Source organism: Bradyrhizobium sp. P3_C3 (genome assembly GCF_056402655.1).
On sequence record NZ_JBFUGY010000007.1, the window covers coordinates 59,147 to 78,654 of the forward strand.

The 19,508-nt window shown below is 63.8% G+C and carries 23 protein-coding genes and 1 pseudogene; 19 read left to right on the plus strand and 5 right to left on the minus strand.

Going from position 1 to position 19,508, the window contains the following annotated elements; genetic code table 11:
- Nucleotides 1-43 precede the first annotated feature (43 nt).
- The 7 genes and pseudogenes from AC1DW2_RS10315 (at nucleotide 44) to AC1DW2_RS10345 (ending at nucleotide 4,154) form a co-directional block, all read left to right on the plus strand.
- The gene (locus AC1DW2_RS10315) at nucleotides 44-1,228 is read left to right on the plus strand and encodes a serine hydrolase domain-containing protein (protein ID WP_477005966.1); all 1,185 of its coding nucleotides are present in this window, start codon (nucleotides 44-46) and stop codon (nucleotides 1,226-1,228) included.
- Nucleotides 1,229-1,323: 95 nt separating this feature from the next.
- On the plus strand, nucleotides 1,324-1,533 hold the full coding sequence (locus AC1DW2_RS10320) for a YgaP family membrane protein (protein ID WP_477005967.1): 210 nt from the start codon (nucleotides 1,324-1,326) through the stop codon (nucleotides 1,531-1,533).
- A pseudogene (locus AC1DW2_RS10325) lies at nucleotides 1,530-2,050 on the plus strand (RNA polymerase sigma factor). The gene AC1DW2_RS10320 and the pseudogene AC1DW2_RS10325 overlap by 4 nt, the downstream one beginning before the upstream one ends.
- Before the next feature lie 3 nt (nucleotides 2,051-2,053).
- Nucleotides 2,054-2,401, plus strand: a complete 348-nt coding sequence (locus tag AC1DW2_RS10330) for a carboxymuconolactone decarboxylase family protein (protein ID WP_477005968.1) — start codon at nucleotides 2,054-2,056, stop codon at nucleotides 2,399-2,401.
- 28 nt (nucleotides 2,402-2,429) lie between these two features.
- Nucleotides 2,430-3,095 carry a DUF429 domain-containing protein gene (locus AC1DW2_RS10335; RefSeq protein WP_477005969.1) on the plus strand — a complete coding sequence of 222 codons (666 nt, stop codon included), beginning with the start codon at nucleotides 2,430-2,432 and terminating at the stop codon, nucleotides 3,093-3,095.
- Between the two features lie 118 nt (nucleotides 3,096-3,213).
- On the plus strand, nucleotides 3,214-3,357 hold the full coding sequence (locus AC1DW2_RS10340; RefSeq protein ID WP_166095729.1) for a hypothetical protein: 144 nt from the start codon (nucleotides 3,214-3,216) through the stop codon (nucleotides 3,355-3,357).
- Nucleotides 3,358-3,449: 92 nt separating this feature from the next.
- Nucleotides 3,450-4,154 (plus strand): glutathione S-transferase family protein, encoded by a 705-nt coding sequence (locus AC1DW2_RS10345; protein ID WP_477005970.1) that lies wholly within the window; start codon nucleotides 3,450-3,452, stop codon nucleotides 4,152-4,154.
- 2 nt (nucleotides 4,155-4,156) lie between these two features.
- Here AC1DW2_RS10345 and AC1DW2_RS10350 read toward each other — a convergent pair whose 3' ends face one another.
- The 3 genes from AC1DW2_RS10350 to AC1DW2_RS10360 all read right to left on the minus strand — a co-directional run bounded on the left by AC1DW2_RS10350 (nucleotide 4,157) and on the right by AC1DW2_RS10360 (nucleotide 6,158).
- On the minus strand, nucleotides 4,157-4,939 hold the full coding sequence (locus AC1DW2_RS10350) for a sulfite exporter TauE/SafE family protein (protein WP_477005971.1): 783 nt from the start codon (nucleotides 4,937-4,939) through the stop codon (nucleotides 4,157-4,159).
- Between the two features lie 3 nt (nucleotides 4,940-4,942).
- Nucleotides 4,943-5,575, minus strand: a complete 633-nt coding sequence (locus AC1DW2_RS10355) for a TetR/AcrR family transcriptional regulator (RefSeq protein ID WP_477005972.1) — start codon at nucleotides 5,573-5,575, stop codon at nucleotides 4,943-4,945.
- A gap of 211 nt (nucleotides 5,576-5,786) precedes the next feature.
- Nucleotides 5,787-6,158, minus strand: a complete 372-nt coding sequence (locus tag AC1DW2_RS10360) for a tRNA-binding protein (RefSeq protein WP_477005973.1) — start codon at nucleotides 6,156-6,158, stop codon at nucleotides 5,787-5,789.
- 104 nt (nucleotides 6,159-6,262) lie between these two features.
- Here AC1DW2_RS10360 and AC1DW2_RS10365 point away from each other — a divergent pair, with 104 nt between their 5' ends.
- The gene (locus tag AC1DW2_RS10365) at nucleotides 6,263-6,616 is read left to right on the plus strand and encodes an ArsC family reductase (RefSeq protein WP_014495852.1); all 354 of its coding nucleotides are present in this window, start codon (nucleotides 6,263-6,265) and stop codon (nucleotides 6,614-6,616) included.
- Between the two features lie 39 nt (nucleotides 6,617-6,655).
- Here the strand turns inward: AC1DW2_RS10365 and AC1DW2_RS10370 are convergent, their stop codons facing one another.
- On the minus strand, nucleotides 6,656-7,348 hold the full coding sequence (locus AC1DW2_RS10370; RefSeq protein WP_476075825.1) for a hypothetical protein: 693 nt from the start codon (nucleotides 7,346-7,348) through the stop codon (nucleotides 6,656-6,658).
- 302 nt (nucleotides 7,349-7,650) lie between these two features.
- Here AC1DW2_RS10370 and AC1DW2_RS10375 point away from each other — a divergent pair, with 302 nt between their 5' ends.
- The 7 genes from AC1DW2_RS10375 (at nucleotide 7,651) to AC1DW2_RS10405 (ending at nucleotide 14,144) form a co-directional block, all read left to right on the plus strand.
- Nucleotides 7,651-8,406, plus strand: coding sequence for an ABC transporter ATP-binding protein (locus tag AC1DW2_RS10375; RefSeq protein WP_063983735.1), 756 nt, complete (start codon nucleotides 7,651-7,653; stop codon nucleotides 8,404-8,406).
- On the plus strand, nucleotides 8,399-9,145 hold the full coding sequence (locus AC1DW2_RS10380) for an ABC transporter ATP-binding protein (protein WP_063983734.1): 747 nt from the start codon (nucleotides 8,399-8,401) through the stop codon (nucleotides 9,143-9,145). Before AC1DW2_RS10375 ends, AC1DW2_RS10380 begins: the two co-directional genes overlap by 8 nt.
- A gap of 48 nt (nucleotides 9,146-9,193) precedes the next feature.
- Nucleotides 9,194-10,414: an ABC transporter substrate-binding protein gene (locus AC1DW2_RS10385; protein WP_071914736.1), complete on the plus strand. Its 1,221-nt coding sequence runs from the start codon at nucleotides 9,194-9,196 to the stop codon at nucleotides 10,412-10,414.
- A gap of 72 nt (nucleotides 10,415-10,486) precedes the next feature.
- Nucleotides 10,487-11,350 (plus strand): branched-chain amino acid ABC transporter permease, encoded by an 864-nt coding sequence (locus AC1DW2_RS10390; protein WP_477005974.1) that lies wholly within the window; start codon nucleotides 10,487-10,489, stop codon nucleotides 11,348-11,350.
- Nucleotide 11,351: 1 nt separating this feature from the next.
- On the plus strand, nucleotides 11,352-12,320 hold the full coding sequence (locus AC1DW2_RS10395) for a branched-chain amino acid ABC transporter permease (protein ID WP_071914733.1): 969 nt from the start codon (nucleotides 11,352-11,354) through the stop codon (nucleotides 12,318-12,320).
- A 156-nt stretch (nucleotides 12,321-12,476) separates the two neighbouring features.
- Nucleotides 12,477-13,121: a DUF47 domain-containing protein gene (locus AC1DW2_RS10400; protein WP_014495845.1), complete on the plus strand. Its 645-nt coding sequence runs from the start codon at nucleotides 12,477-12,479 to the stop codon at nucleotides 13,119-13,121.
- 15 nt (nucleotides 13,122-13,136) lie between these two features.
- Nucleotides 13,137-14,144: an inorganic phosphate transporter gene (locus AC1DW2_RS10405; protein ID WP_477005975.1), complete on the plus strand. Its 1,008-nt coding sequence runs from the start codon at nucleotides 13,137-13,139 to the stop codon at nucleotides 14,142-14,144.
- On the opposite strand, the gene sugE is transcribed toward AC1DW2_RS10405, so the two are convergent.
- The gene (sugE, locus tag AC1DW2_RS10410; protein ID WP_247311490.1) at nucleotides 14,137-14,451 is read right to left on the minus strand and encodes a quaternary ammonium compound efflux SMR transporter SugE; all 315 of its coding nucleotides are present in this window, start codon (nucleotides 14,449-14,451) and stop codon (nucleotides 14,137-14,139) included. The genes AC1DW2_RS10405 and sugE overlap by 8 nt on opposite strands.
- Before the next feature lie 158 nt (nucleotides 14,452-14,609).
- Between sugE and AC1DW2_RS10415 the strand changes: the two genes are divergently transcribed.
- The 4 genes from AC1DW2_RS10415 (at nucleotide 14,610) to AC1DW2_RS10430 (ending at nucleotide 19,428) form a co-directional block, all read left to right on the plus strand.
- The gene (locus AC1DW2_RS10415; RefSeq protein ID WP_477005976.1) at nucleotides 14,610-16,229 is read left to right on the plus strand and encodes a peptide chain release factor 3; all 1,620 of its coding nucleotides are present in this window, start codon (nucleotides 14,610-14,612) and stop codon (nucleotides 16,227-16,229) included.
- 232 nt (nucleotides 16,230-16,461) lie between these two features.
- Nucleotides 16,462-17,040, plus strand: coding sequence for a hypothetical protein (locus tag AC1DW2_RS10420; RefSeq protein ID WP_247311484.1), 579 nt, complete (start codon nucleotides 16,462-16,464; stop codon nucleotides 17,038-17,040).
- 135 nt (nucleotides 17,041-17,175) lie between these two features.
- Nucleotides 17,176-17,760 carry an NnrU family protein gene (locus AC1DW2_RS10425; protein ID WP_063983728.1) on the plus strand — a complete coding sequence of 195 codons (585 nt, stop codon included), beginning with the start codon at nucleotides 17,176-17,178 and terminating at the stop codon, nucleotides 17,758-17,760.
- 75 nt (nucleotides 17,761-17,835) lie between these two features.
- The gene (locus tag AC1DW2_RS10430) at nucleotides 17,836-19,428 is read left to right on the plus strand and encodes a class I adenylate-forming enzyme family protein (RefSeq protein ID WP_477005977.1); all 1,593 of its coding nucleotides are present in this window, start codon (nucleotides 17,836-17,838) and stop codon (nucleotides 19,426-19,428) included.
- The last annotated feature ends 80 nt before the right edge of the window (nucleotides 19,429-19,508 follow it).

Genomic DNA, 19,508 nt, shown 5'->3' on the forward strand with positions numbered 1-19,508 from the left:
ATTCGCGCTATATCCATTCCAACCATAATTGGGGGAAACACACATGGACGCCAGAACACCTGATTTTTCCGCCGCGCGGACGGCGATGCAGCGTTACGTCGATCAGGAGATCATTCCAGGCGTGTCCTGGGCGGTGCTGCGGGGGCGCGATGTCGTCGATCAGCAATGCGTCGGCTTTGCCGATCGCGAGGCGAAGACGGCGCTCCGGTCTGACCATATTTTCCGCGCGTTTTCCAATACCAAGATCTTCGTGACGTGCTCGATCATGCTGCTAGTCGAGGAGGGCCGCATCGGGCTTGATGATCCCGTCGAAAAAATCCTGCCGCAGCTCGGCAATCGTAAGGTGCTGAAGCAGGGTGCCGCTAGCCTTGCCGATGTCGAGCCGGCGAAGAGCTCGATCACGATCCGCCAGCTGCTGACCCACAGCTCGGGCCTCAGCTACGGCATCTTCGATCCCGGCACGGTGCTGTTCAAAGGCTATAACGAGGCGCGCGTGCTCAACCCGCTCACGCCGCTGACCGACATGATCGACAAGCTTGCCGATCTGCCGCTGTCTTATCATCCCGGCACGGGTTGGGAATATTCGGTGGCGACCGACGTGCTCGGCCGTATGGTCGAGGTTGTCTCCGGCCATGCGCTCGACACCTTCCTCAAGGCGCGCATCTTCGATCGCCTTGGTATGGTCGACACCGGCTTCTCAGTGCCCGAGGCGCAGCACGGCAGGCTGGTTGCACTCTATACCGGCGCCGACGTGCTCGATCCGATGAAGCCGGGCCTGACGCGGGCCGACAATCTGCCTTATCCGCAGGCCTATCGGCGGCCGTTTCCGCGGCTCTCGGGCGGCGGCGGTCTGGTCTCGACCTTGCCCGACATGCTCACGCTGGTACGCGCGCTGCTCCCCGGTCCGGATGCGCTGCTGAAGCCCGACACGCTGCGGCAGATGATGACGAACCAGTTGCCCGCGGGCCAGACCATCCGATTTGCCAATCTCGGGCCGATTCCCGGCAAGGGCTTTGGTCTCGGCGGCGCCGTCACCTTTGCGCCGACGCCGTTCGATCCCCCGAATTCGACCGGCGAATTCCAGTGGGGCGGGCTTGCCGGCACCCATTGGTGGATTTGTCCGCAGGCCAACACCGCCGGCGTGCTGATGGCCCAGCGCCATATGGGCTTTTGGAACCCCTTCTTCTTCGAGTTCAAGCGCCTGGCCTACCAGGCGGTCGGGGGCTGATCGCGAAAAAATCGCCGGCGTCCGCGAATCCTTTCCGGCCTTCGCGTCCTCTTGATGGTCGAGGCATTTTGCTTCGGCTCATTTCGGAGGATGTGATGGCATTCTACAGGAAGAATATCGGCGGTCTGCATCAGGCGGTGCGGGTTGCGCTCGGAATTGCGGTTGCGATTGCCGCATTCGTGTATCTCGCCGGCGTCACGGCGTGGCTGGTGGCGCTCGGGAGCGCAGGCTTCGCACTGACGGGGCTCGTCGGCTATTGCCCGATGTGCGCGATGGCCGGGATCGGACGAGGAGGCGTGTCGTGAGTGCGGCGGCGATCTCGCTAGACCTGTTCGAGGCGGCCCGGCTCGGCGATCCCCAGGCGATCGCGTCCCTGCTCGAGACGCGCAGCCGGATATCCGCCGCTACGCACGCGCCACCTGCCGCAGCTCGGCGGATGCCGAGGATGCGACCCAGGAGGCGATGTGGATCCTGTTCCGCCATGTCGGCACGATCCGCTCGCTCGTCGCTCTTTCCGCGTGGCTGTTCAGCGTGGTCCGCCGCGAATGTCGGCGGCTCGCGCGCAAGGCGGGGCTTGGGCCATCGATCGACGACCGCGAGGCGGAGGCTCTGCTGCTGTCGCGCTCCGAAGCGGATTTGCGGCTTGACGTGGCGGCTGCGTTCGAAGCGTTGCCCGCGCACTACCGCGATGTCGCGCTGATGCGGGACGTCAAGGAAATGACCATCGACGAAATCGCCGCCGCGCTCGGTGCGTCCAGGCAGACCGTGAAGGCGCGCCTGCATCGCGCCCGCGCCCTGATGCGCGAATATCTGACGAGGTGAGACATGACCGATTATCAAACGCCTGACGATCTGAAGTCTGTCCCCGCTTTCGTGGCGTTGGCGCCGGTCGAGGCCAACGCGTTCCTTGCGTTCAACCACGCGGTCGAGCGCAAGGACGGATTGATCCCGCCGAAATATCGCGAGCTGATCTCGCTCGCGGTCGCGCTCACCACGCAATGTGCCTATTGCCTCGACGTGCATACGGCGCAGGCAGCGAAGGCCGGCGCGACGCGCGAGGAAGTCGCCGAAGCGGCATTGATTGCCGCGGCCGTGCGCGCCGGCGGCACGCTCGGCCATGCGCTGCTGGCGCAGCGCTTGTTCGAGCGCCATCGAGACGAGGGAGAAACATAGGTGTCTTGTCGACGTCGGGACGCATGATTTGCCATACTATCTCGGTCTCGATGGATTTCGCTTCGGCTGGGTCGCAGCCTGGATCGACGAGCGCGGCGATCACGGCTTCGATTATTCGCCGGGCCTGACGCGCTTGCTTGCGATGCCACATGCGCGTGCGATGATCGACATGCCGATCGGATTGAAGCCAAGCGGCTATCGAGCCTGCGACTTGCGTGCACGCGAGCTGGTCGGCCCTGCCGTGTTTCTTGGCGCGCGCCGCGATCTCTGGACATTTCCCGACATGGCGGCAGCCAATCGCCACTATTGGGAGCGGGAGGGCAAGGGCAGGGGCGTGTCGGCGCAGCTCTGGAACATCAGGGACAAGATCAGGGACGTCGACGAGATCATGACGCCGGTGCGGCAGGCGACAATTGGCGAAGCGCATCCGGAATTGATTTTCTGGAATCTGGCGGGCCGAGTCCGTCTTCCGAAGAAGACGTCGGCGCGAGGTCGTGAGCAGCGCATCTCGCTGCTGGCGCAACGCGGCTTCACGCGCCTGGAGACATGGCTGACGCAGCGTCATGGCACCGGCATCGGCCGCGACGATCTCATCGATGCCTGTGCCTGCGCGGTCGCGGCTCGCGACAGCACACAGCGTGTCGGCGGCGAGGAGGTCGATCCGGGCGGACTGCGGATGGAGATCAATTATTGAGGTCGCGGCCTCGCGCGTCTCGATGCGGGATAAAGTGGCAATTTATTTGAAGCGTGCAGGAACTGTCGACGGTCGGCCCGCGTTCCCCGTGCGAACCGATGACGGAGAAGCTCGTGCGATGAAGGATGCCAGTCAGTTCGCCACCGCGATGCTCGCGCTCGTTTTCACCGGAGCGCTGCTCGTCACCGGGCAGCTCTTCATCGAGCAACGCGCGCAGCGCGATATCGCGTACGCCGCCAGGCATCTGCTGCGGCCCTTATAGTCCGGCTTCGATGCATGATCACGGCTCGGCCTTGCGCCGTTCGACGGCTCGCCTAGATTAGGCGGCATCTCACGAACGAAGCCGGGGTCCCGATGCCTGATCTGTCCGCCTTTCCCATCACCAAGCGCTGGCCTGCCAGGCATCCGGAGCTGCTTCAGCTTTATTCGTTGCCGACGCCGAACGGCGTCAAGGTGTCGATCATGCTGGAGGAGATCGGTCTGCCTTACGAGGTCCACCTCGTCGACTTCGGCAAGGACGACCAGAAGACGGCGGAATTCCTCTCGCTCAATCCGAACGGCAAGATTCCGGCGATCCTCGATCCCAACGGTCCGGGCGGCCGGTCGCTGCCGCTGTTCGAGTCCGGCGCGATCCTGCAATACCTCGCCGAGAAGACCGGCAAGCTTCTGCCGGAGGACGCCGCGCGCCGCTACCAGGCCATCCAGTGGGTGCATTTCCAGATGGGCGGCATCGGGCCGATGTTCGGCCAGGTCGGCTTCTTCCACAAATTCGCCGGCAAGGATTTCGAGGACAAGCGGCCGCTCGACCGCTATGTCAGCGAGGCCAAGCGTCTGCTTGGCGTGATGGAGACCCATCTTTCCGGCCGGCAGTGGTTCATGGATGACGACTACACCATCGCCGATATCTCCATGCTCGGCTGGGTGCGCAATCTCATCGGCTTCTACGGCGCCGGCGATCTCGTCGAATTCAGCCAGTTCAAGTCGGTCGGTGCCTGGCTCGAACGGGGGCTGGCGCGTCCTGCCGTGCAGCGCGGGCTGAACATTCCGCAGCGGCCGTAGAATCAGGTCAGCGCCTTATGCGTCATGTAGAGCGCCATCACGGAGATGAGGGCGATCATGACCCTGTGCAGCACCGCTTTGCTGACGCCGTTGGCCGCGCGTGCGCCGAGATCGGTTCCGATCCAGAGGCCGGCGAGAATCCCGATGATGGCCGGCCAGCCGACCATGAGCCCCTTGCTCCAGTAGATCCAGGCCGCCGGAATGTTGGTCGGGATGACCGAGAAGACGAGGCTGACGAGTTGCGCCTGATGCTGCGGGACGCGTAGGCCCGCGGCGAGGCCGACGGTGATCGCGAGCCCGCCGCCGATGCCCATGAAGCCGGAGGAAAATCCGGCAAGCGCGCCGATGAGGAGCAGGGGGAGCCAAGGCAGTTCGTCTCGGTCAACGGCCGCGTGGCTCCCGTCCTTGCGGTCGCGGCGCAGGATCAGGAGGGCGATCAGCGCGACGAGATAGACGACGTAGGTCCATTGCAGCACCGAGTCGGAGACCGCCGCCGCGGCGTAACCGCCGCCCGCACCGCCGACGAGAAATCCGAGGCCGATCCAGGCGATCCATTGCAGCGGGCTGCGATTGCCGCTCTGCCAGTAGCGGCGTACGCCGGCGAGGCCAGTGGGCGGGACCTGCGTGATCAGCGACGTCCCCTGGGCGACATGCTGCTCCGCGCCGAGCAGCAGCACGGTGAAGACGACAAGACCGCCGCCCGGGCTCGTTCCCATGAAGCCCGATGTCAGCCCGCCGACGAGACCGACACCGATGCCTGCGAGGAGATCGTGAATCCAGGACATCGCTTACGTCCTGGTCCGTCGCTTGATGTCAGGCCTGGTCGTGCGAAATCCCTCGATCACGCCGCCCACGGCCATCATGCAGGCCTCGATGTCTAAATCCTCGCCCCAGCATTTCTGCAGTACGAAGCCCTGAAAGATCGCGATGAGCACGCGTGCGATCGCATCGGCGCCGAGGTCGCGCTTGATCAGGCCGTCATGCTGGCCGCGCTCGACCAGCGCGACGATCAGCGCGCGCGGCAGGTCGATGCCTTCGACGACGCTGGTGCGGACGCGGCGGTTACGAAGCGCCTCCGCCCAGCCGTGGATGCCGACGCGACGCCTCGCTTCGCCGGCGGGATCGGTGAGCCATTGCGCGTAGACGCGGATCAGCGCGTGGAGTCCTTCGATCGGATCACCCGATCCCTGTGCCACCGAGTTGAGCACGGCCTCGCGACGATGCCGGTCGTCGGCGAGCGCCTCGATCAAATCGTCCTTGCTCTGGAAGTAGAGATAGACCGCGCCGTGGCTCAAGCCCGACCGTTTGACGATGTCGGCCATGCCGGTCTGGTGAAAGCCTTGCTCGGCGAAGCAGGCGAGGGCCGCTTCGAGGATCTGCTGCCGCCGGCCTTCGCGTTGCTTGTCGCTGATCTTGGGCATTTTGGCCGTCCATAAATAACTGACAGATCGGTCGTTTTGACGGTTTGCTCGACGCGGCGCTTACAAAGCCGGATATAATAAAAAACGATCAGTCAGTCAGTTTTATTATCAAAGGCGATCTTGGTCAAGTCCAGACGGTCCGGAAACAGGAGGATCAAACCGTTGCCGGGGCCGTGGCTGAGGTGCGGCGGCCCGGCCGGCGATCGCGCGGCTAGAACAGCCGTCCGCCGTTCGGCACAGGCTTGCTCGGCTGCACCAGCACGACCTTGCCCTCGGCATCGGGGAAGCCGAGTGTCAGCACCTCGGAGACGACCGGGCCGATCTGTCGCGGCGGGAAGTTCACGACGGCCGCGACCTGCTGCCCCACCAGCGTCTCGAGCGGATGATTTTCGGTGATCTGGGCCGAGCTCTTGCGCACGCCGATCGCGGGACCGAAGTCGATCCACAGCCGCCAGGCCTGCTTGCGTGCCTCCGGGAACGGTTTTGCATCGACGATGGTGCCGACGCGGATATCGACCGCGAGGAAGCTGTTGAAGTCGATGGCTGGCGACACGGCCGCGGCGGGATCGTGAGTGACGTGCATTGATGTATCCGTTCGGAGAGCGAGGTTCGTTCGCAATGTTGTCGCGCGAACCGGAGTTTCGTACAACGCTGCAGTCATCCAACGACGCATGCGCGAGGAAGGTCTTGCCCAACATCATCTACGGCATCAAGAACTGCGACACCATGAAGAAGGCGCGCGCCTGGCTCGACACCCATGGCGTCGCCTACGAGTTCCACGACTACAAGGCGGCGGGCGTCGAGAAGGACAAGCTCAAGCAGTGGAGCGACAAGGCTGGCTGGGAGACGCTGCTCAATCGCGCTGGCACGACCTTCAAGAAGCTGCCGGATTCCGACAAGGAAGGCCTCACCGAGAAGAAGGCGCTGGCGCTGATGCTAGCGCAACCATCGATGATCAAGCGGCCGGTGCTCGAAGTCGGCGGCAAGCTTCTGGTCGGCTTCAAGCCGGATATCTATGCCAAGGAAGTCAAGGCCAAGTAGGTCAAGGCCAAGTAGGTCGGCGCCAAATCGCGCTGCCCCCTAATTCAGCTCGACGATCTCGGTGGTGACGCCGGGCTGATCGGCGAACTCGACGAGGTCGGCGGCAGCGATCCGGCCGGGAGCGCGATGGAAGAGATCGCGGTCGATCACCGTGCGCAGTTTCGGGCGCGGCAGCGCGTCATTTCCGCGCATCAGATTCTTGATCTCGAAGCCGCCGTCCTCGCAGAATGTCTTGAGCGAGGCGATGACGTGGCAGACCTTGCCGTCGGTCTGGAACGGCAGCAGCAGCCGTTCATAGGCAACCACGCGGCCATAGATGTCGTCGACGTCGGCCACGCTGTAGACCGGAAGGCCGCGCGCCACGCATTCATAATAGATCGGCATCACGAAGGGTGCGAGGCGCGGCCCGATATAGTCGTCGAGCAGAACGCCCTTGCCGGTCTGTCCATAGGCGCGCGAGATGCGCGTGCCTTCGCTCTGGATGATGAGGCGCGGCGTCGGCGCCGAGATGTCGACGGTATAATAGATGAGATCGGACAGCTCTTCCTCGAGCCGAGCGGGCTGATACTCCCAGATCGCCGGCACCATCTGCCCGCGCGCATAAAGTCGCAGCCACGTGTTCAGGAGATCACGCTGCCTGATCGACTTGACGACAGAAGGAGCGGCGCTTGCAAAATCCAAGGCAATTTCCAAGACAATATTCCCGACGCATAAAACCCGCGCATGATCCATGCGGCGGGAAAATTTTCTATGAAGGCTGGCGCGCGGGATGAAAGACCGTTAACGACGGCTTGATGACCGGTGCCTTGCGAACCGGGAGGCCGGGCAGGCGACATCAAAACGCGTCCGACTAAGGGAGCATAAGCCTCCCGGCCGGAGACCTGATCTGCTCAGCTTTCCGCCTTGCCTAACCCCCGTCACCTCCGGCATATTCCGCGCCCGGAGGCGACGTTCCGGGACAGGCTCCAAGGCCCCCGGAAAGCCGAATTAACTAAGGACAGCCACGCGTATTGTGCGGGCAGGGGGAAATCTGTTTGGCCGATGAGTTCATTCTCGAAACGGAAGGCTTGACCAAGGAGTTCGCGGGCTTCTTCGCCGTCCGCGACGTTGCGCTCAAGGTTCGCCGTGGGAGCATTCACGCGTTGATCGGCCCGAACGGGGCGGGCAAGACGACGTGCTTCAATCTTTTGACCAAGTTCCTCAAACCGTCCGCCGGCAAAATTCTGTACAAGGGGCAGGACATCACGGCGATGGCGCCGGCCGATGTGGCGCGCCTGGGACTGGTCCGTTCATTCCAGATCTCGGCGGTGTTTCCGCATCTCACCGCGCTGGAAAACGTCCGCGTCGCGCTTCAGCGCCAGCACGGCAGTTCCTTCGATTTCTGGCGCTCCAAGTCCGTGCTCAACCGCTTCAACGATCGCGCGCGTGAACTGTTGAACGATGTCGGCCTCAGCGAGTTTGCCAATACGCCCGCGGTCGAGATGGCCTACGGCCGCAAGCGCGCGCTCGAGATCGCAACCACGCTCGCGCTCGACCCGGAGATGATGCTGCTGGACGAGCCGATGGCGGGTATGGGCCACGAGGACATCGACAAGATCGCGGCGCTGATCAAGCGCATCTCGGCGAAATATACCATCCTGATGGTCGAGCATAATCTGAGCGTCGTGGCCAATCTCTCCGACATCATCACCGTGCTGACGCGCGGGCAGGTGCTGGCGCAAGGCCATTACAGCGAGCTCACCAAGGACGAGCGCGTCAAGGAAGCCTATCTGGGAGCCGGTCATGCGTGAGACTGCAACCGCGGACGCTCCCGCAAAAGCCGCAACCGGCGGCAACATCCTCCAGGTCCGCAACCTGGAAGCATGGTACGGCGAGTCCCACATCCTGCACGGGATCAATTTCGACGTGAACGCGGGCGAGGTCGTCACCCTGCTCGGGCGCAACGGCGCCGGCAAGACGACCACGCTGAAGTCCATCATGGGCATCATCGGCAAGCGGACCGGCTCGGTGAAGTTCAACAACCAGGACATCATCCGCGCGACCTCCGACAAGATCGCGCGGATGGGCATCGCGTTCTGCCCGGAGGAACGCGGCATTTTCTCCAGTCTCGATGTGCGGGAGAATTTGTTGCTGCCGCCGGTGGTTCGCCCGGGCGGATTGCCGCTCGAGCAGATCTTCGATCTGTTTCCGAATCTGAAGGAACGTCTCAACAGCCAGGGCACCAAGCTCTCCGGCGGTGAGCAGCAGATGCTCGCGATCGCGCGCATCCTGCGCACCGGCGCGAGCTTCCTGATGCTGGACGAGCCGACCGAGGGCCTTGCGCCCGTCATCATCCAGCAGATCGGCCACACCATTGCACGGCTCAAGAAGGAGGGTTTTACCATCCTCCTGGTCGAGCAGAACTTCCGGTTCGCATCCACCGTCGCCGACCGCTATTACGTGGTCGAGCACGGCAAGATCATTGACGGATTTTCCAATTCGGAGCTTGCCGCCAACATGGACAAGCTCCACACCTATCTCGGCGTCTAAGACGGCCAAGCGTCAAACGGCCACGAGAAAATTCACGAGGGAAGTAGCATGAAAAAGTCGATTGCGTCGTTTCTGCTCGGCACGGCGTTGGCCGTCACCACGGCTGGCGTAGCCTTTGCGCAGGACAAGACCGTCAAGATCGGCGCGCTGTCCGATCAGTCCGGCCTCTACGCCGACCTCGGCGGTCCCGGCTCGACGCTCGCCGCCCAGATGGCCGTCGAAGATTCCGGCCTTGCGGCGAAGGGTTGGAAGATCGACATCATCTCCGGCGATCACCAGAACAAGCCCGACATCGGCACCGCGATCGCGCGGCAATGGTTCGACGTCGACAAGGTCGACATCATCGTCGACGTGCCGAACTCCGGCGTGGCGCTCGCCGTCAACAACGTCATCAAGGAAAAGAATGGCGTCTACATCAACTCGGGCGCCGCGACCTCGGACCTCACCAACGCGCAGTGCTCGCCCAACACGGTGCACTGGACCTACGACACCTACATGCTGGCCCATACCACGGGGCAGGCGCTGGTGAAGGCCGGTGGCGACAGCTGGTTCTTCCTGACCGCGGACTACGCCTTCGGTGCGGCGCTCGAGCGCGACACCACGGCCGTGGTCACCGCCAACGGCGGCAAGGTGGTCGGCGGCGTCAAGCATCCGCTCAACACGCCGGACTTCTCCTCGTTCCTGCTGCAGGCACAGGCGTCCAAGGCCAAGATCATCGGCCTTGCCAATGCCGGCGGCGACACCACCAACTCGATCAAGCAGGCGGCCGAGTTCGGCATCGTCAAGGGCGGACAGAAGCTCGCGGCGCTGCTGCTGTTCCTCACCGACGTCAAGGCGATTGGCCTCGAGACCGCGCAGGGCCTCAACTTCACCGAGACGTTCTATTGGGACATGGACGACAAGACCCGGGCCTTCTCCAAGCGCTTCTCCGACAAGATGAAGAACAACGCGCCGCCCACCATGGTGCAGGCCGGCGTCTATGCGGGCGTGCGTCACTATCTCAAGACGCTGGAAGCGCTCGGCGGCAATCCCCATGACGGCGTCAAGGTCGTCGAGAAGATGAAGTCGTTGCCGACGGAGGACGACCTGTTCGGCAAGGGCGAGATCCAGCCGAACGGCCGCACCATCCACAGCGCCTACCTGTTCGAGGTGAAGAAGCCCTCGGAGTCCAAGGGGCCGTGGGACTTCTACAAGCTGGTCGGCACCGTGCCGGGCGACCAGGCTTTCACGCCGCTGTCCGAGAGCAAGTGCGCGCTCTTGAAGAAGTAAGATAACCGCCCGCAGGCGATCAGGCCTGCGGGCGATTTTCAGGCAACGCCGAAGGGACCGGGTGCGGGATCGATGCAGGCTCTTTACGCTCAGCTACTGGTGGGATTGATCAACGGCTCGTTCTACGCGCTGCTCAGTCTCGGGCTTGCCGTGATCTTCGGCATGCTCAACATCATCAATTTCGCCCATGGCGCGCTCTACATGATGGGCGCGTTCGTTGCCTATTTCCTGCTGAGCCTCGGGGGCATCAACTATTGGTGGGCGCTGCTGATCGCGCCTGTTATCGTCGGTATCTTCGGCATGATCCTGGAACGGACCATGCTGCAATGGCTGACGGGGCTCGACCACCTCTACGGCCTGCTCCTGACCTTCGGCATCGCGCTGATCGTGCAGGGCGTGTTCCAGAACTATTTCGGCTCCTCCGGTCTGCCTTACGCCATTCCGGACCAGCTCAAGGGCGGCATGAATCTCGGCTTCATGTTCCTGCCGATCTATCGCGGCTGGGTCGTCATCTTCTCGCTGGTGGTGTGTATCGCCACCTGGTTCCTGATCGAGAAGACGCGGCTCGGTGCTAACCTGCGCGCTGCCACTGAAAATCCGATGCTGGTGCGCGCTTTCGGCATCAACGTGCCGCGCATGATTACGCTGACCTACGGTCTTGGCGTCGGCCTTGCCGCGCTCGCCGGTGTGCTCTCGGCCCCGATCAACCAGGTGCGGCCGTTGATGGGCGCCGACCTCATCATCGTCGTGTTCGCGGTGGTCGTGATCGGCGGCATGGGATCGATCATGGGCTCCATCATCACCGGCTTTGCGCTCGGTGTGATCGAGGGCCTGACCAAGTATTTCTACCCAGAGGCCTCCAACACCGTCGTGTTCGTGCTGATGGTGCTGGTGCTCTTGGTGAAGCCAACGGGACTGACGGGAAGGGCGGCCTGATATGACAGCCTTGACGGACGACACGCTGCCGGTAACCCCGCGCGCGATGCGTGACGAGATGGTCGTGTTCGTGGTGATGGCGCTGCTGCTGGCGTCGGTGCCCTTCACGGGCGTCTATCCGTTCTTCGTGATGCAGGCGCTGTGCTTTGCGCTGCTTGCCTGCGCCTTCAACCTGCTGATCGGCTATGGCGGCCTGTTGTCGTTCGGCCACGCAATGTTCATGGGCACCGCCGGCTATTGCAGCGCGCACGCGCTGAAAGTGTGGGCGTTGCCGCCGGAGCTCGGCATCCTCGTTGGAATCGTCGCGGCGTTCGGGCTGTCGCTCATCACCGGCTATATCTCGATCCGCCGCCAGGGCATCTATTTCTCGATGATCACGCTGGCGCTGTCGCAGCTCCTGTACTTCATCTACCTCCAGGCGCCGTTCACCCATGGTGAGGACGGCATTCAGGGCATTCCGCAGGGGCGGATGTTCGGTTTGCTCGATCTCTCCAAGCCGACGGTGCTTTATTACGTCGTGCTGGCTGGCTTCCTCGCCGGCTTCCTGCTGATCTACCGCATCATCAACTCGCCGTTCGGTGAAGTGCTGAAGTCGATCCGCGAGAACGAGCCGCGCGCGATCTCGCTCGGCTACCGGACCGACCAATATAAATTCCTGGCTTTCGTCCTGTCCGGCACGCTGGCCGGCTTTGCCGGATCACTGAAGGTGTTCGTGGCGCAGAATGCCTCGCTCACCGACGTGCACTGGACGATGTCGGGCGAGGTCGTGCTGATGACGCTGGTTGGCGGTCTCGGCACCATCTTCGGCCCCGTGGTTGGTGCCTTCGCGATCATCGCCATGCAGCAATATCTGGCGGGTTTTGGCCAATGGGTGACAGTGATCCAGGGCTCGATCTTCGTGGTCTGCGTGCTCACCTTCCGCCGCGGCGTCATCGGCGAAATCGCTCATTACTTCCGGCGTTCGCTCTAAGCCATTGATATCGCGTCAATTTCATTGGCGCGATAATCCGGTGGATGATCCTGCTTCGCGGGCGTGAGATGACACGCGCGCGGGGTGGAAATGGTCTATGACAGTTTCATGACGGTCCGTTCGGGCCGGGCCATTTCCAACCGGTAGCCTATCCCCATGATGCGATGGTTTCGCGCTTTCCTGCCCAAGGAAGAACGGTTCTTCGACCTGTTCGACCGCCATGCACAGACGGTGATCCAGGGCTCGATCGCGCTCCAGGGCATGCTCAACGGGGGAGAGGAGACGCCGGTCTACTGTCAGCGCGTCAACCAGTTCGAAAACGACGCCGACAACATCACCCGTGAGGTGCTGACGGCGGTGCGCCGCACCTTCATCACCCCCTTCGACCGTGGCGACATCAAAAATCTGATCACCTCGATGGACGACGCCATCGACCAGATGCAGCAGACGGCCAAGGCCGTGATGCTGTTCGAGGTCCGCACCTTCGAGCCGCCGATGCGGGAGATTGGCGGGCTCCTGATCGAATGCGCCAATCTCGTGGGGCGCGCGTTGCCGCTGATGCAGTCGATCGGCCCGAACGTCGCGATGCTGACCGCGATCACGGAAGAGCTGGGTAAGCTGGAGGGCCGGGTCGACGATCTCCATGACATCGGGCTGAAGGAGCTGTTCCTCAAGCACCGTGATGGCAGCGCGATGGATTTCATCGTCGGCGTCGAGATCTACGACCACCTCGAAAAAGTCGCCGATCGTTTCGACGACGTCGCGAACGAGATCAACAGCATCGTCATCGAGCAAGTTTAGGGCAGGGGTCGCGCCGTGGATGCTGCGCTCGGACTTCCTGTCCTCGTCGGCTTGATCGCCGTCGCGCTGCTGTTCGACTTCCTGAACGGCCTGCACGACGCCGCCAATTCGATCGCGACCATCGTGTCGACCCGCGTGCTGCGGCCGCAATTCGCGGTACTCTGGGCCGCGTTCTTCAATTTCATCGCCTTCATGGTGTTCGGGCTGCATGTTGCCCAGACCATCGGCACCGGCATCATCGATCCCGCGGTGGTCGACGCCCAGGTGATCTTCGCGGCGCTTGTCGGTGCGATCGTCTGGAACCTGGTGACCTGGGCGCTGGGCATCCYGTCCTCGTCGTCGCATGCGCTGATCGGCGGCCTCGTCGGCGGCGGCATGGCCAAGGCGGGGATCTCGGCGGCGGTGTGGAGCGGACTGTCCAAGGCGGTGCTGGCGATCGTGCTGTCGCCGCTGGTCGGTTTCTTGCTCGCGATGATGCTGGTCGCGATCGTGTCCTGGCTCTCGGTGCGCTCGACGCCGTTCGCGGTCGATCGCGCCTTCCGCATCCTGCAATTCGCCTCCGCCTCGCTCTATTCGCTCGGCCATGGCGGCAATGACGCCCAGAAGACCATGGGCATCATCGCCGTGCTGCTCTATTCGCAGGGGCATCTCGGCGGTGAATTCTCGGTGCCGTTCTGGGTGGTGCTGTCCTGCCAGGCCGCGATGGCGCTGGGCACCCTGATGGGCGGCTGGCGCATCGTCCGCACCATGGGCCTGCGCATCACCAAGCTGACGCCGATGCAGGGCTTTTGCGCCGAGACCGGCGGCGCCGCGACCCTGTTCATGGCGACCTTCCTCGGCGTTCCCGTCTCGACCACCCACACCATTACCGGCGCGATCGTCGGCGTCGGCGCGGCCCGCCGCGTTTCGGCGGTGCGTTGGAACGTCGCGAGCTCGATCGTCTATGCCTGGGTGATCACGATCCCGGCCTCGGCCATTGTCGCGGCGCTGACCTGGTGGGCGGTCCAGATTTTCGTCAGGTGACGAATTTCAGCCCGGCGATGCCGGCGACGATCAGCCCAATGCTGGCGAGGCGGAACGCGGTGGCCGGCTCGCCGAACAGAATAATGCCAAGCGCGGCGGTACCGACCGCGCCGATGCCGGTCCAGACCGCATAGGCGGTTCCGACGGGCAGCGATTTGAGCGCTATTCCGAGCAGGATGACGCTGCCGGCCATCGCCGCGAGCGTGATGACGGACGGAACAAGCTTGGTAAAACCCTCGGTGTATTTCAGGCCGATCGCCCAGGTAATCTCGAGAAGACCGGCGACGAACAGGATACTCCAGGCCATGACGACCCTCCATTCAAGGCAGGGTCGTCCCCGCGGCGGATATGCTGATGAGGGGGGAGGCCGTCCTCCCCGGGAGCGGATATGGGGCTGGCCGTAGGGCTCCGCAATCACCACATGAGGCTTGATCAGGCCCATTTTCCCTGCCAAACGCTCCCGCCATGTCCGACATCGCCATATCAGCCGACTCGCCGGCCCGTTCCCCGCTTGCCACCGAGGTGGCGCGGCGGCGCACCTTCGCGATCATCTCCCACCCGGACGCGGGCAAAACCACGCTGACCGAGAAACTGCTGCTGTTCGGCGGCGCCATCAATCTCGCCGGCCAGGTCAAGGCCAAGGGCGAGCGGCGCAACACCCGTTCGGACTGGATGAAGATCGAGCGCGAGCGCGGCATCTCGGTCGTGACCTCGGTCATGACGTTCGAGTTCGAGGGTCTCGTGTTCAACCTGCTGGACACGCCGGGCCACGAGGACTTTTCGGAGGACACCTACCGTACGCTGACGGCCGTCGACTCCGCTGTCATGGTGATCGACGCCGCCAAGGGCATCGAGGCGCGCACCCGAAAGCTGTTCGAGGTCTGCCGCCTGCGCGACATTCCGATCATCACCTTCATCAACAAGATGGACCGCGAAAGCCGCGACGTCTTCGAGCTGCTCGACGAGATCGAGAAGACGCTGGCGCTCGACACCACGCCGATGACCTGGCCGGTCGGCCGCGGCCGCGATTTCCTCGGCACCTATGACGTCGCCAATGGCGGCGTGCGCCTGCTCGAAGGCGGCGGCGCCAAGACTGGCGCGGCCCAGCAGATCGAGATTGCGGAACTGGCCAAGCTCAACGCCAATCTTGACGTCTCCGCGGTGAAGGACGAGCTCGAACTCGTCACCGAGGCTTCGAAACCGTTCGAGCTCGCCGCCTTTCGCGAGGGCCATCTGACGCCGGTCTATTTCGGCAGCGCGCTACGCAATTTCGGCGTCGGCGACTTGCTGGAAGGTCTCGGCAAGTTCGCGCCCGAGCCGCGCGCGCAGGAGAGCGACCAGCGCAAGGTCGAGGCGACCGACCCGCGCATGAGTGCCTTCGTGTTTAAGATCCAGGCGAACATGGATCCGAACCACCGCGACCGCATCGCCTTCGCGCGCCTGTGCTCCGGCAAGCTCAGCCGCGGCATGAAGGCCAAGCTGGTGCGCACCGGCAAGAGCATGCCGCTGTCGAGCCCGCAATTCTTCTTCGCGCAGGACCGGTCGGTCGCGGACGAAGCCTTCGCCGGCGACGTCGTCGGCATTCCCAATCACGGCACGCTGCGCATCGGCGACACCCTGACCGAGGGCGAGGATTTCACCTTCGTCGGCGTACCGAGCTTCGCGCCGGAAATCGTCCGCCGCGTGCGTCTCACCGACGCGATGAAGGCGAAGAAGCTGAAGGAAGCGCTTCAGCAGATGTCCGAAGAGGGCGTTGTGCAAGTGTTCCGCCCGCGCGACGGCGCACCGGCGCTGGTCGGCGTGGTCGGCGCGCTCCAGCTTGACGTGCTGAAGGCACGCCTCGAGGCGGAATATTCGCTGCCCGTCGAGTTCGAGGTCAGCGAGTTCCAGCTCGCGCGCTGGGTCTCATCCGAAGATCGCAAGAAGCTCGACACTTTCATCGCGGCCAACACCTCGAGCATCGCCGACGATGTCGACGGCGATCCCGTGTATCTGGCGAGAAACGAGTTCTATCTCGGCTACGCCAGGGAGCGCGCCGAGGGCATCGAGTTCACGAACGTCAAGGACGTCAAGAAGAAGGGGTAGGGCGCTCTCTGCGCTCTGCTGCGTGGCCACACTCCGCTGTCATTCCCCGCGTAGGCGGGGAATCCAGTACGCCGCAGCCTCTCGATTCCATCACCGCCGTCTCGGAGTACTTGGTCGCCCGGTCGAGCCGGGCGACGACACCGGAGCTAAGCGCGAGCATGTGAACAGCCGCAGGCTTGACGCGTTCGTTGGCAATGCCACGTTTGTGCGTGTGACATTGTGAGCTCGCATCATGTGGCGCGGCATCCTCGTTTTCCTCCTGTTGGCGATATCGACGGTTGCCGCCGATGCGCAGCGCCGCCAGATCAATCCGATCCCGTTTTCGCATGAGCCGTGCAGCGTGCTCGCCGGCCGGCCCTGCACGCCGTACTATTGCAGCCCGCTCGAGCCCGGCCCCTGCATTCCCGAGATCGATTATCCCTACGGTCAGAACCTCCAGCTTACGATCGAAACCGTGCCGACGGAGGCTGATCGCGCCAAATACCGGAAGCCGGATCACGATCTCGATACGATCGGAGATCTCTTCGCCGAGCTGCGCACCTGCTGGTCGCCGCCATCGGACAATGCGCGCGCGGGCATGCAGATGGCGGTGCGCTTCAGCTTCAACAAGGCAGGCGGCATGATCGGTCCGCCGCAGCTGACCTATGCGACCGCGGGCGTCCCGGCCGATACCCGAACGACCTATCTCAACGCGATCAATTCATCGCTGAAAGCCTGCCTGCCGCTCAAATTCACCAGCGGCCTCGGCGGCGCTCTGGCCGGACGCCCGATCGCGATCCGCTATGTCGATAATCGCGAGCTTGGAAAATAGCTCCATCGCCTCATCCGGATGACCGCGCTGTTGCAGACCCGAGCCTGCACGCCTCACCATGAGGCGTGAGAGTTGCGACCCGCGCCCAATCGATGATACGCCATAGGCGGGGGCGCTGGTTGAGGGGAGGATGTCGTGGGTCTGCTGGTCATGATCCTGGGGCTGATGCTGTTTTTTGCGGCCCATGTTTTCACAACGAAACGAGAGGCGCGCGCGCAAGCGATCGCGAGACTGGGCGAGGGGACCTACAAGATCCTCTATGCGGCCGTCTCGCTTGCGGGACTGGCGCTGATCATCTGGGGCTTCGCCCACTATCGCGCTGCCGGAATGATCCCGGTTTGGGAGCCGCCGGTCGCATTCAAGCACATTACAGTCGCGCTGATGCTGCCCGCGGTTATCCTGGTGGTGGCGTCCTACTTGCGCGGGCGCATCTATGCGACGCTGAAGCATCCGATGCTGGCGGGCATCAAATTGTGGGCGGCCGCGCATCTGCTCGCCAATGGCGATCTCGGCTCCATCATCCTGTTTGGCTCGTTCCTGGGCTGGGCGGTGTACGACCGCATCTCGCTGAAGCATCGCACCGATGGCGGCGGCCCGCCGATTCCGGTGGGTGGGGTCACCAATGATCTGATCGCCGTTGCAGTCGGTGTCGTCGCTTATCTCGCGCTGGCCTTCGCATTCCACCCGGTTGTGATCGGCGTTCCCGTCATGGGAGGCTGACGACAGCCGATCAGCGCAAGACGGTTCCGCGCAGCCGTGCGCGGAACGTGACAAGCAACAGCCGAGGGCATCCCGATGGACTGGTCGCAATCTCAGATCCCGCCGATGCGGTTCGAGGCGCGCTTCGGCGATCGGGTGGTGCCGGCCTTCTGCGACCGGCCGGCGAGCCTGTGGGCGATGATCGCGGACGCTTGCGCCCGCAATCCGGACGGCGAAGCGCTGATCGCAGGCGATGTCCGGTTGAGCTGGCGACAGGCGGTGGAGCAGGCGGCGCGGATCGCGGCGGGCTTTCGCAAGCTCGGCCTGCAGCGCGGCGACCGGGTCGCGATCCTGCTCGGCAATCGTATCGAATTTCCGCTGCTGCTGTTTGCCGCCGCGCATGAGGGGCTGGTGACGGTGCTGCTCGGCACGCGCCAGCAGAAGCCCGAGATCGCCTATGTCCTCGCCGATTGCGGCGCCAAGATCCTGATCCATGAAGCAGGGCTCACMGGGCGGCTGCCCGATGCGCTTGACGTCCCCGATGTCATCCACCGCATCGCCATCGACAGCGATCAGGCCCTGTCGCGTTTCGCCGTGCTCGCCGACAACGTCCCGGCATCGGCGCCAGTCGAGATCGGCGAGGAGGACACCGCGATGATCCTCTACACCTCGGGCACGACGGGCAAGCCGAAGGGGGCGATGCTCGCCCATTGCAACATCGTCCATTCCTCGATGGTGTTCGTCTCCTGCCTGCAATTGACGGAAGCGGACCGCTCGATCGCGGCAGTGCCGCTCGGCCACGTCACCGGCGTCGTCGCCAACATCACGACCATGATCCGCTGCGGCGGCGCGCTGATCATCATGCCGGAATTCAAGGCCGCCGATTATCTCAAGCTCGCCGCACGCGAGCGCGTCACCTACACCGTGATGGTGCCGGCGATGTACAATCTCTGCCTGCTCCAGCCCGATTTCGACAGCTACGATCTCTCGAGCTGGCGCATCGGCGGCTTTGGCGGCGCACCGATGCCGGTCGCGACCATCGAGAAGCTCAAGGTGACGATTCCCGGCCTGAAGCTCGCGAACTGCTACGGCTCGACCGAGACGACGTCGCCCTCGACGATCATGCCGGGCGAGCTGACCGCGAGCCACATCGACAGTGTCGGCCTGCCGTGTCCCGGTGCCCGCATCGTCGCGATGGGAGCGGACGGGCGCGAGCTGCCCGCTGGCGAGATCGGCGAGCTCTGGATCCGGAGCGCCTCCGTCATCAAGGGCTACTGGAATAACCCGAAGGCGACGCCCGAAAGCTTCACGGGCGGATTCTGGCATTCCGGCGATCTCGGCTCGGTCGATGCGGAGGGGTTTGTCCGCGTGTTCGACCGGCAGAAGGACATGATCAATCGCGGCGGCCTGAAGATCTATTCGGCCGAGGTCGAATCCGTGCTGGCCGGCCACCCCGCCGTGGTCGAGAGCGCGATCATTGCCAAGGCCTGCCCGGTGCTGGGCGAGCGCGTCCACGCCGTGGTGGTGACGCGCGCCCCGGTGGCGAGCGAAGCCTTGCGCGCCTGGTGCGCGGAGCGGCTGTCCGACTACAAAGTCCCCGAAACCATGGCGATCACCTCCGAGCCGCTGCCGCGCAATGCCAACGGCAAGGTGCTGAAGCGGCAGCTGCGGGAGCTCCTGGGAACCTGAGCCGGACAGGCCGGTCCGGGCTATCCCGGGTGGTTAACGCCTTGATTGGGCTCGCTTTGCCTTGCCACCGCCATATCGTT